This window comes from Dyadobacter sp. CY323 (assembly GCF_021390245.1).
Taxonomy (GTDB): domain Bacteria; phylum Bacteroidota; class Bacteroidia; order Cytophagales; family Spirosomataceae; genus Dyadobacter.
The window spans coordinates 14,877-27,276 of sequence record NZ_JAJUXH010000008.1 but is presented as its reverse complement, the minus strand read 5'-3'; the positions used below and the strand labels follow the sequence as shown (position 1 = coordinate 27,276).

Genomic DNA, 12,400 nt, shown 5'->3' with positions numbered 1-12,400 from the left:
CAACGGTCATTTCGAGTTTTTCAAAATAAATCTGTGGTGAAAATTCGATTTGTCCATTCATACTTTGGTTAAAGCAAGCATTATCAAAATGAAATGTGCCTTTAGAGTTACTCTGCGGCAGTATTTTTGATTTTAAGGGTAGGGGCATAAAAAAAGGCGGACAATTGTCCGCCTTTTTTTATGCTAAACTTTTTTCATTTAAAATTTATCCCACCACAATTTGGTAGTTGCCAGGTCTCCTCCAATCGCAGTGCCAGCAGCTTCGCGGTTTGCAGGATTCAACGTTTGTTCGTTGATCGGGTAGATGATCCGTACTGGGATCGCCAGACCGGCAGGGGCACTTCCACCTGTCGGAGGCGATAGTTTTGGGTAATCCAGTCTTCTCCATTCAACCCACGCTTCCCAGCCGCGGTTGTAAAGGGCGATCCATTTCTGGAAACCGATTTTCTCTTTGTAATCACCTTTTGCGGTAGCATATGCTACGGCTGGCTGAGCCAGGTAAGCAGCAGCTTCGGCAGGAGTTCCACCCCAGTAAGTGATAGAAGCTGTAACCGCATTGTTATAGTGCGATGCAGCTGTTCCACTTGTGATGAAACCTCTTTCAACCGCTTCTGCAAGGAAGAACTCAACTTCGGCGTAGTCCATCAACAAACCTTCCAATGTTGGCTCGATGATTTTCGTGCCTACTTTTGAGAAATTTGCATAGGTGTTAAGGAAACCGTAGTTACCGCCCACATATTTGTCTCCGACAGTTGTGAAGAAAGAAGATCTTCTCGGATCGTTCAATGCATTCAATGGGTCGATCAGCGTAGAAGACCCTACAAAATCCTGACGGGTTGAATACAGAATGTTAAGGTTCTGTGCGATCGGATTGTAGTTCGGCGGTGTTCCAATGTAAGGGAAAGCAGCTTTGTCAGCATTTGACGTAAATACGTTCGGTGCCGCAGCAGCAACCAATGTCTTAGCTTTTGCAGCATCCACATCAGCAATGATCATTCCCAGTTTCAATTTCAGAGAGTTTCCGAACTTGCTCCATTTAGCCATGTCGCCTTTATAGATCAGGTCACCGGTAGTAAAGCCAGCTGTTGTCGGAGTGATTCCGGCCAATGCAGCGTCAAGACGAACCAGGATCGCGTCGTAAACCGTTTTCGCATCGTCATACTTTGGAAGTGGATTGGTAGGATCCAAAGCTTCTGTGTAAGGAACGTTTCCAAAAGTGTTCACCAATACAGCCCAGCTGTAAACTTCCATGATTTCAAGCTGTGCCAATTGGTTCGCTTTCACTTTCGCATCTAAAAGCGCATCCGCATTCAGAATTTTTTTCGCTTCGTTCAGATCAGAGATTACATCCCGATAAACCGCCTGCCACAGAGCTTGTGGAATCGTACGTGCGGTAAGATTGTAACGTGGCTCATCCAGGTAAGTCGTTGTAGACCAGTGTTGCACGTACAAACGGTAGTTGTTTGTATTTACGCTTGGCGTAGTCAAAACATCTGCCAAACCTTTCAATGCATTTGAAAAAAGGGTCGCTGGCGGTACCACCGTCGCTTTCTTCTCATTGATGTTGTAGTCGTCCAGGCTATCCACGCAGGATGCGAGCAGCACGACCGGTAATAAGAATATGATTAATTTTTTCATGTTGTTTTTAGAAACGGAATTTAACATTGAATCCATAATTTTTTACAGCTGGGTAAGCACCTGTCTGGTAACCACCTGCACCTGATAATAGGCCTGATCCCAAACCTTCTTCCGGATCCTGGAAATCCATGTTTTTATGGATGATCCACAAGTTGCGTCCTACAAATGAGACATCGATCGCCTTGAAAGCTCTGGTTTTAGCAACCAATGCATTTGGCAAGCCGAAAGTCAATGCAACTTCTCTCAGTTTCACATAGCTACCATCGTAGATATACTGAGCTCTTGGAGGGTTAGCAGGATAACCGTAAGCAGTTGCGCCACCACCATCTGTGTTTTCTGCGCGGATGGTGTTAGGAGTACCGTCAGCCTGAACACCTGGATACAATACGCCACCCTGATTTGGTGCAGCACCTAGGTTGTTTCCTTTTGCATCGTACAGGTAAGCCGGGTTTCTTTTAGGATTTCCAAGTTCATTCAGACCAGCAGTGATTGGGTACATACCAGTACCTTCTCCATACCATTGATCCAATGACCAGATATCTCCACCGTGACGAACGTCGATCAGGAAGCTAAGTGCAAGTGTTTTGTATTTCAAGGTGTTGTTCAGGCCACCGATCCAGTCCGGGTTCGGGTTACCGATGATTTCAGAAGAACTTGCAGAAGCCTGGTACATACCATTTGCTTTAACAATTTTCTGTCCGTTTTCGTGGTAAACGAAATTTGTTCCCCGGATGATACCGAACGGCATACCTTTCACATTTCCCTTCGCATCTTTTGTAAATGCCGCATTCAAAGTGACACCACCTTGTAATGAAGCTACTTGTACATTTTGCACGTCTCCGTAAAGGCTCAATACTTCGTTACGGTTTCTTGCAAAGTTTACATTCAAAGTCCACTCGAAATCACCAGTTCTGATTGGTGTAACAAATGCAGAAATCTCAACCCCTTTGTTCTGAACCTCTCCTGAGTTTACATAGCGGCCGGTATAACCTGTCGCAGCTGTGATATCAACCGGAAGGATCTGGTCAAGGGTATTTGATTTGTAATAAGTAACATCAAATCCTACGCGTTCCTGAAGGAAGCCCATTTGCAGGGTGAATTCCAGGTTTTTAGTTCTTTCTGATTTAAGATCAGGATTGTTCTTGATGTTAGGCAGAGAGAAATAAGGAATAGAACCGATTGCAGTTGGTTTGTCGTAAATGTCACGAGTTGAACCAAATGGAGCATCGTTACCTACTTCCGCGTAGTTTGCGCTGATCTTACCAACGCTCAGCCAGTTGTTTTTCAAAGCAGGCAATTCAGAGAACACGAAGTTTGCTCCAACGGATGGATAAAAATACGTGTTGCTTGATTCAGGAAGTGTTGTTGATTTATCCTGTCTCGCAGTTAATTCAAGGTTAGCCAATTCTTTGAATCCGAAAGATGCCTGTGCATACAAACCATCCACACCGATACGGCGATAGATTTCAGTTGGCGCTTCGATCGGGTTTTTCGAGTTTTCAAGAGAGTAAAGATTTGGAACCACAAGACCGCCGTTTGTAGAAGCGCGGATTGAGGTTTCTTTCGATCTTCTCATGCTACCACCAACCAAACCAGAGAAGTTAATATCTTTTGTGATACTTTTTCTAAAGTTAGCGATTACGTCTAGGTTCGTTTCATTGAAGGAACGGTTGAAACGTGTATAGTTACCAGGAGCCTGGCTCAATACCGCGATTCTTTCTTCCTGCATATCGCTTGTTCCATTATAGGCAAAACGACCTGTCAGATCAAACCATGAAGCAATTTTATAGGTTGCTGTGGCATATCCGAAGAAGTTGTCACGTGAATCGTTCGAATAGTTCTTGTAACGTGACCAGTAAGGGTTATCCGCGTAGATCGGATAGTTGTTTGCGAATTCCGCGCCGGCACCTGAATGGTTTGCCCAGTTCCAGGTAACGTTCTGCTCATTTCTGAAATAAGCGTCTTTCATTTCAACCATATCTACGTTCGTCTGGAACCACTGACGGAAAGCCTGGTTAGGGTTTTTACCGTTATATCCTGTTCCAAAACGACCAAGACCTGTCACTTGTGAATAGTTCACGTTTGCAGCAATCGTCAATTTTTTAGACAGATCGTATGAAGCAGAGAAGTTGAAAAGGTTTTTGCCAAGCTTACTGTTTGGGAGAACACCTTTCTCATCGTTTCTAGTGTAACCGATTTTGAATGTGCTGTTGTCTCCACCACCTGTGATGTTAATGCTCTGGTTGGAAGTTACACCCGTTTCATAGAATTTGTCGGGGCCATTTTCCGCTGCAACCCATGGGCGCATCTGGCGGTAGAATGGAGAAGATGGGTCGATTGCATCCCAGTGGTATACATTCAAATTTGGATCGAATTTTGGACCAAAAGAAGCATCTGCATCAAAGGCAACAATTTTACCATCGCCTGAACCAAGGTTTCCGGTATAAAAATCATTGGCGCCACCATAACCAGCACCGTATTCTTTCTGGTATTTAATGTAAGTCGATTTGTCGATTTTACCCCAGGTAACACCGCTGTTAACAGTTACATCGAAGCTGTTTTTGCGACCTTGTTTCGTTGTGATCAAAATCACACCGTTTGCTGCGCGTGAACCGTAAAGAGCAGTTGCAGCAGCACCTTTCAAAACGTTGATAGACTGAATGTTGTCAGGGTTGATATCCGACGCAGCGTTACCGAAATCCGTCCCCACACCACCTGTTTGCTGAGCATTGGTGTTTGTGTTCGCGTTGGAGACCGGGATACCGTCAATTACGTACAAAGCCTGGTTGTTACCTGTAATGGATTTGTAACCACGGATGATGGTACTGGTAGAGCCTCCCATTGTGTTACTCGCCTTGATGTCCAAACCTGCTACTTTACCGGCAAGTGCGTTCATCATGTTCGTGTTACGGCCTTGGGTAAGCAATCCTGCACTCACTTGTTGTGCAGCATAAACCAGTTCATTGCGTTTTTTCTCCTGGCCCAATGCGGTTACAACCACTTCCTGTAGCTGGCTTACATCGTTCTTGAGAGAAATATCGATCGTGGTTTGGCTACCTAAAAGAGCTTCCTGAGTTTGGAATCCAATAAAACTGAACACCAATGTAGCTCCCGGTTCGGCGTTGATAGAATATTGCCCCTGTGTGTCTGTAGTGGTACCCCGAGTAGTACCTTTCAAAGAAATGTTGACACCCGGCAAAACGGAACCGTCATCTGCTGTGACTTTACCAGTCACGGCGCGGTCCTGGGCATACAGTTGTGCAGTCAAAAGCAGCATGCATCCCAGTAGGGATAATAGAGTCTTCCTCATACGTGATTAACTAATTAGGTTTGTTACGTTAACATAATGTTGCAAAATTAATTATTAGTTCAACCATTACAACCTTTTTATTAGCAAATTTCAAAATATACTTTGGTATGAGCTATGATTTTGAAAAATTTTATACCTGAACAATGGCATTTTTTGCGATTTTTATAAATGTTTAAAATCTCAAAAAATCCTTCTGAGGTTATATATTTGTTAACATTATGTTCATTTTGTTATGTTTTTTGTATCATTACCTGCAACTGACTTTAAGATTGGCAATTAGAACTAGTTGCAATTGTATTTGCTATACGTCAACATTATTAAGAATGGATTTAAATTAAAACGAGCCTGGCCTAGTCAGAAAACTACACTTTCCTCCGCGATTTTATTCTTTTGATCGATTGCATTATTTTAATATTTACTTAACCTAAAAAATGGCATGTTACTCAGAAAATTGATGATTGCGGCGTTACCGCTGCTCGCAACCGGCGGCTACGGTCAGACTACCATGGCTGGCAGGATCGATCAGAAAGCACAGGCATTAGAGAAAAGGTTGTCCGAATGGCGCCGCGATTTCCATCAGAATCCGGAATTGGGAAACAGGGAATTCAAAACAGCCGAGAAAATAGCCAGTCACCTGAAACAACTCGGCATCGAAGTTCAAACCGGCGTTGCGCATACAGGTGTGGTTGGGTTGCTAAAAGGTGGCAAACCCGGTCCGGTTGTGGCATTACGCGCAGATATCGACGCATTGCCGGTAACGGAACGCGTGGATGTCCCATTTAAATCGACGGTTATCACTGAATTCAACGGTCAGAAAACCGGGGTGATGCATGCCTGCGGTCACGACACCCACATAGCCATTCTGATGGGCGTTGCGGAAGTGCTGTCGTCCATGAAAAATGATCTGTCGGGGACTGTGAAGTTTATCTTTCAGCCTGCCGAGGAAGGTGCGCCGGAAGGCGAGGAGGGAGGGGCATTGCTGATGGTGAAACAAGGTGTGCTGGAAAACCCGAAAGTGGACGCAATTTTCGGATTACACATCGATTCTCAGATTGAGGTCGGGAAGATCGGATACAAGCCCGGACCTACGATGGCGGCGGTGGATATTCTGAATATTACGGTGAAGGGCAAACAAACGCACGGTGCCTATCCCTGGTCAGGCATAGATCCTATTGTGACATCTGCGCAGATCATTAACTCACTTCAGACCATCGTGAGCAGAAATTTGAACCTTACCCAGGCTCCTGCGGTGGTGACGATCGGGATGATCAATGGCGGGATCAGACAGAATATTATTCCGGAATCTGTGAAAATGGTTGGAACAATACGCACGTTCGATGAAAAGATGCATACGTTCGTTCATAAAAGGATCAATGATATCGCTACCAATGTGGCTGAAAGCGCGGGAGCTGCGGCAGAAGTGAAGATTGACATTCTTTATCCGGTGACGGTCAACGACGTACCATTAACTGAAAATATGATCGGTACGCTGCAAAGTGTGGCTGGGAAAGAGAATGTAAACCTCATCAGCGCTAAAACCGGGGCGGAAGATTTCTCTTACTATCAGCAGAAAGTGCCGGGCCTGTTCTTCTTTTTGGGCGGAATGCCAAAAGGAAAGAATGTCGCGGACGCTGCGCCGCATCATACTCCCGATTTTTATCTGGACGAGGGAAGCCTGGTATTAGGTGTGAGATCGCTCAGTCGTTTGACAACCGATTATATGGAGAAAAATAAAACAGGCACAGAAAAAGGGAAGACGAAGACCAAATAAACCTGCTATTTCGGAATATTCTTTCTCACCTGTTCGAACAACAGGCTGGGAAAGAATCTTTTGAGGTAGATGGCGGCCACTTCTTTAAATCCGCCAATGTAGATTTCTTTTTTATCCTTCTTAACCGCGTCCAGAATCATCCGGGCGCATTCATCGGCCGGTATGCCGTTCTCCTGGTTTGAATCCATTTTACCAAATTTTCCGCCGGATTCGTTCAATGCATTTAAGGAAATATTCGTACGGATATAACCGGGGCAAATCGTTGTCACTTTGATATTGTCGGAATAACCCTCGGCTCTCAACGAATCGTAAAATCCGTGCAACGCATGTTTTGCTGCATTGTAACCGGATCGCATAATCGTGCCGATTTTTCCGGCCACGCTGCTCATGACGATAAAATGTCCGCTCTTTTGCGCAATCATATAAGGTAACACGGCTTTGGTGATCGCTACCGTACTGAAGAAATCTATTGTCATCAGTTGTTGATAAACTTCCATGCTGGTATCCTTGATATAGGATCGCTGGCTCACTCCGGCGTTATGCACCATGATATCGATCCGGCCGAAATGGGTGATGATCTGCCTGGCTGCATTTTCAGCTTGATCGAGCTCGGTGACGTCCATTGGTAAGATCAACACCGAAGAGTCGGGCAGGCCGGTCAGATTTTTAACACGTTCCAGTTCTTCGGTCCTGCGAGCGGTAAGTACCAGTTTTGCCTGCTCTTTTGCAAAAGCAATGGCCAGTGCTTCTCCAATTCCGGACGATGCGCCGGTAATCCACACCACTTTGTCTTTGTAAAAATCCATGTCAGGAAAGTTCAGGAAAGAGGTCCAGGTAATGGAATGCGACAGATTCTTCCTTGATTTCAAGCATACTTGTCATGCCGATGGCCATTGCGCGGTTATCGCTAACATGACCGACCGGAAAACCATAACAAACGGGATAATCAAAATCCTGTACATGCTCGTGGATGATCTGATAGGAATCTTTTCCGAATGTGGGAAATGCATTATCCTTCATATCGGTAAACTGGCCGACGATCAGTCCCGCCAGGTTTGTTAGTTTTTCCGCACGTTTCAATTGCATGATCATACGGTCCAGGTTGTACAGGTATTCATTGATATCTTCGATGAAAAGGATTTTTCCATCGGTGTTAATTTCGGTATCCGAGCCGATTAAATGGGCCAGCATGCAGAGATTACCGCCGACCAGTTTACCGGAAGCAGTGCCAATTTTGTTGAGCGGATGTGCCGGAAAGGAATATGAAGGCATTTCACCAAATAGCGTTTGTCTTAACGACTCGGCTGCTTCCTCGGCACCCGCAGTCGTAATGGATTTCGCCATGGGCGCGTGAAGGCTAGCAAAGCCCAATTGATATAACTTTGAAAGAATCACCGTCAAGTCGCTGAAACCGACGATCCATTTCGGGTTTTTAATAAATGCATCAAAATCTAAATCATCGACAATGCGCGAACAGCCATAGCCGCCGCGGGCAGCAATGATCGCTTTGATGGTCGGATCATCCAGCATTTGTTGTAGATCAGCCAGGCGGTCTTCGTCGGGAGCAGAGAATTGGTTGAAGTTGCTTTTTAATGTAGAACCTTCCACCACTTGCAGTCCCCATTTATTTTGGAACAGCTCAATGCCGGGCAAAAGATCGTCATAGTTAACTACACTAGCCGGCGCGACAATCCCTATTTTATCCCCAGGTTTTAGAAATGGCGGGAGTTTGATGTTGTTTACTTGCATTTACTTGTAGTGTCCTTTGATCGAGAGAATGTGGATGATATTTTCGGAGACCTCATAGATAATCCGATGTTCTTGCGTAATTCGTCTCGACCAGCAACCGGTCATATTATGTTTCAGGGATTCGGGTTTCCCGATACCTTCAAATGGAGTATTTTGAATTGATTCGAGTAGCGCTCTAATCTTTTTGAGAATGACGGAATTGTTGGTTTTTTTCCAGTAGTCGATGTCGTTTTTTGCTTGAATAGAATATTCTATTTCCATATATCATCGAGATCAATTTTTACGGATTTTCCTTCCCTGATCTCCTGCCGACTTTTTTCAATTTTTGCCACAAACTCAGGATTATATGGTGAAGATTTACTTTCTTCATATGACACCTGAAAACCGGTTAATAGTGCTTTTACCGCCTTTAAAACCTCCTGGCTTTCTGTATTGATTGTTAATGTAGTCATGGGGTAATTGTTGTAATTAGCCTGTCAACAAATTTATACAATTTACAATTTCATCAAAATCAGATAAACACCACTTCATCAACCAGACTACTATTCATTTCTCTGTTGATCAGCTCGATGATCTTTGATTTGGCGCGCAATAATTCACTGCGCAATGGGGCGGACTCGATCTGAAGAAACAGTGTCCGATCTTTAATGTAAACCTTTTTGGTCCGGGTGGCAATCGCAGAACCCATGATTTTGTCCCAATGCGCTACCACGTAGGATTGATCAAAACGGTTGCGGATACGATACTTGTCCAGCATCTGTTCGATCGCATCCTTTAATGGCGTGACGCCCGGGCGCCGGGACGCTTTTTCTTTGTCGAACCGATAGTGTTGTGCCATAATAGAGTAAGGTGAGTCGGACAAATTTAGAAAGATAAACTTTAGGCACCAGAACGCCTCCCTACTTTTTCAACAGTTCCTGATAAACGACGTCCATAATGGAGGTACGTATATTAAGCGTCGAGATCTTCGAATTTTCCCGGGTCGGATACACGCGATTCGACAGAAATACATAATTTAATTTCCACGCCGGGTCGGCCCAGGTCATAATTCCGGTGTAACCTGTGTGCCCAAAACTGGATGGACTCGCATATTTCGGCGCATTACCCGAGTATTTGAATGTAGGTTTGTCGAATCCGATCCCCCGGCGGCTTCCCGTTTCGGGATACTGGTAACGGGTAAATTCAATGAGAGCGTCTTTGCTAAGAAGCTGCTCGCCCCCGTAATACCCCTGTTGCAGATACATTTGCCAAACTTTCATCACATCATTCGCATCGCCAAACAAGCCGGCATGTCCGCTTAGTCCGCCTAACATAGCCGCTGCTTCGTCGTGCACCTGGCCGTGCAGCTGCGTCATCCTGAAAAACGTATCCTTCTCGGTTGGCACAATGTCTTCCAGTTGGTAAAACCGTTTCGGGTTGAATGTCAGCGTATTCGCGCCCAGTTTATGGTAATAATGGTTTTTGAGGTAATCTTCAAAATTTTCCCCGCTCAGGCTTTTTACAATTTGAGGATAAAGAATGAAAGACAAATCGCTGTACACATAGCCTTCTTTCTCATTTAGTGGAGAATCGCGGATGGCGTGGAAAATAGTCTGGTCATAATTTTTGAAAATAAACAAACTGTCGCCGACCACAGATGTAGGATAGCGTTTCGACTGCTTTGTACTGAATGTTTTCTTTTTCCAGCTTCCGTCGGGATTTTGAGCTTCTTTCCAGAGAACGATGAATGCTTTCAAACGGGCACTATGCGTCAGCACGCGTCTCCATTCGAGGTCGGCTTTATTTGATTTGGCAAAATCAGGCAGATAATCCTTCATAGTCGCATCCAGATCGAATTTTTTCTGGTCGTACAAGCTCATTAATGCTAAAGTCGAAGCTGTGATTTTGGTGACGGACGCGAGGTCATACAGGTCAGTGAGCTTCACATTCTGGTTACCTTCATACGTATGTTTGCCATAAGCTTTTCTAAAAAACACTTTCCCGTCTTTCGCCAGCTGCACTACGCAGCCAGGTGTCGCTTTTTCTGTAACCGCCAGATTTGCAATGGAGTCGATTTTAAATGTGATGATTTTTGAATCAAGTCCGAGTTCTTCCGGAATGGTGTATTTGAGTCGGCCGATCGCCGGCGTTTCGATGCCTGCATTATAAGGAAATGTCGCATTCACCATCACAGGCAATTTTCCTTTTGCCGGAATGGCGCCGAAGATCAACTGGGCAGACAAATCCTGCGTGTAGGGTGTCAATTGATACGCCATGACCAATGCCTTTGCATTTTCCGGTTTCTGGATTTTGTTCAATGCGTAGGGATTTCCGAAAATCGAGACAACTGCTTTATTCGTAGCGATTAATTCCTGCAAAACGGCGCTCATTTGATCCGTCAAACCATAATTGGTGCGTGGAGAAATGCTACCCAAATGCACTCCCACGAGCAGCAGGTTATAGTTTTTCAGTTTGGAGCGTAAATCGGCAACCTGGGTTTCCGTTGCTTTTGCCGGAATGAAAAAATGGTCAACAGTCGAATACAGTTCAAGTGTTTTTTGAAAGGTAGTAATGGTATCGGCGCCGATCGAAACGGATGCGATTTTCAACGTATCCAGTGCCCGAAGTGGCAAGAGTGCATTGTCATTTTTCAAAACCGTCAGGGCTTGCTCGGTGAGCAACCGGTTTACAAGTTCAGCGGATTTTGGATTAAGGTCTTCGTATAAATTGTTGAGGTCTACAGGCTTGTAGTGATTAAGCCCGGCCCAGGCTTTCGCGTGAAGCACTTTTTTAACACGATAATCAATTTCCTCTTGCGTAATTTTTCCTTCTGCAATGCTTTTTTTGATCTCGGTGATGGATTTGGTGACGTCTTCGGTGAATTCCAGAATGTCCATTCCAGCTTCCAGGCCCATTGCATCGGCTTTACCATCAGGGAAATATTTGGTAACGCCTTTCATATTCATGGCGTCGGAATAAATGAGACCGTCGAAACCCAGTTTTGTTCTCAGAACATCGGTTACAATTGGTTTTGAAAGTGTCGAGGGTAGATTCGGCGTTTTATCCAGCGCAGGAATGCTCAGGTGGGCGATCATAATGCCGCTGATCCCGTTGCTGATCAATGCTTTGAATGGATATAATTCCAGCGAATCGAGGCGCGTTGTGTTATGGGAGATCAGCGGGAGGTCGTAATGCGAATCGGTTCCGGTATCACCGTGGCCCGGGAAATGTTTTGCGCTGGTAAGCAGGCCATTATCCTGCATTCCTTTCATGTAGGCAACCGCTTTGTCGGCTACTTTGTATTTATTCTCGCCAAATGAGCGGAAGCTGATCACCGGATTATCGGGATTGTTGTTGACATCGGCAACCGGCGCGAAATTGATATGCATTCCCAATCTTTTGGCTTGTTTCGCCAATTGAGCCCCCATTTCATAAATCAGCTCGTTACTCCCCTGGATCGCACCCAGCGTCATTTGATAGGGATATCGCACGGTACTGTCAATCCGCATGGCCAGCCCGAATTCGGCATCCATGGCTACCAGCAACGGTACTTTCGAAATGGATTGATAATGGTTGGTCAGTCTTGCCTGAGGTACGGGGCCGCCCTGAAAAAACACTACGCCTCCGACTTTGTTTTCCCGGATCAGTTTTTCAACCATCGCGGGACTACTCGCCTTAGGATCAATCAAAGCCCTTTTTACATCCGAAACCGCCGGGATCATAATGAGCTGGGCAATGCGTTCATCAGGCGTGAGCGTCGCAAAAACAGAATCAACCCATTGTTGGTTTTTATGCAGAAAAGTGGGTGATGTATTTAATTGGGCTTTTAAACTTGTAGCAAACAGGGAAAAAGAGAGGAGTAACAGAAGGGTATTTTTCATTCTTATATGCTAATCTTTATTAATGTTAGATTCATTTTCAGCGGGTACTAACAACGGACGTATCGCTTACGA

General features: G+C 45.0%; 9 protein-coding genes. 1 reads left to right on the top strand and 8 read right to left on the bottom strand.

Translation table 11 applies throughout. The features are described 5' to 3' along the window. Positions 1–198: 198 nt before the first annotated feature. Both LZG72_RS14050 and LZG72_RS14045 read right to left on the bottom strand, forming a co-directional pair. Positions 199–1,638: a SusD/RagB family nutrient-binding outer membrane lipoprotein gene (locus LZG72_RS14050; protein WP_233873258.1), complete on the bottom strand. Its 1,440-nt coding sequence runs from the start codon at positions 1,636–1,638 to the stop codon at positions 199–201. Between the two features lie 7 nt (positions 1,639–1,645). After that, entirely contained in the window at positions 1,646–4,948 is a 3,303-nt protein-coding gene (locus LZG72_RS14045) for a SusC/RagA family TonB-linked outer membrane protein (RefSeq protein WP_233873255.1), read from the bottom strand. 436 nt (positions 4,949–5,384) lie between these two features. Between LZG72_RS14045 and LZG72_RS14040 the strand changes: the two genes are divergently transcribed. Beyond that, a complete protein-coding gene (locus LZG72_RS14040; RefSeq protein WP_233873252.1) occupies positions 5,385–6,719 on the top strand; it encodes an amidohydrolase in 1,335 nt (444 codons plus the stop codon). A 5-nt stretch (positions 6,720–6,724) separates the two neighbouring features. Here LZG72_RS14040 and LZG72_RS14035 read toward each other — a convergent pair whose 3' ends face one another. From LZG72_RS14035 to LZG72_RS14010, 6 genes are all read right to left on the bottom strand, one after another. Beyond that, complete coding sequence (locus tag LZG72_RS14035; RefSeq protein WP_233873249.1) at positions 6,725–7,525, bottom strand: SDR family oxidoreductase; 801 nt, start codon at positions 7,523–7,525, stop codon at positions 6,725–6,727. Position 7,526: 1 nt separating this feature from the next. Further along, on the bottom strand, positions 7,527–8,468 hold the full coding sequence (locus tag LZG72_RS14030) for an LD-carboxypeptidase (protein ID WP_233873247.1): 942 nt from the start codon (positions 8,466–8,468) through the stop codon (positions 7,527–7,529). Then, positions 8,469–8,729: a Txe/YoeB family addiction module toxin gene (locus LZG72_RS14025; RefSeq protein WP_233873244.1), complete on the bottom strand. Its 261-nt coding sequence runs from the start codon at positions 8,727–8,729 to the stop codon at positions 8,469–8,471. Beyond that, entirely contained in the window at positions 8,720–8,920 is a 201-nt protein-coding gene (locus LZG72_RS14020) for a DUF2683 family protein (protein WP_233873241.1), read from the bottom strand. The genes LZG72_RS14025 and LZG72_RS14020 overlap by 10 nt, the downstream gene beginning before the upstream one ends. Before the next feature lie 59 nt (positions 8,921–8,979). Continuing rightward, a complete protein-coding gene (locus LZG72_RS14015) occupies positions 8,980–9,306 on the bottom strand; it encodes a DUF721 domain-containing protein (RefSeq protein ID WP_233873238.1) in 327 nt (108 codons plus the stop codon). 61 nt (positions 9,307–9,367) lie between these two features. Then, entirely contained in the window at positions 9,368–12,328 is a 2,961-nt protein-coding gene (locus LZG72_RS14010; RefSeq protein ID WP_233873235.1) for a glycoside hydrolase family 3 N-terminal domain-containing protein, read from the bottom strand. Positions 12,329–12,400 lie beyond the last annotated feature (72 nt).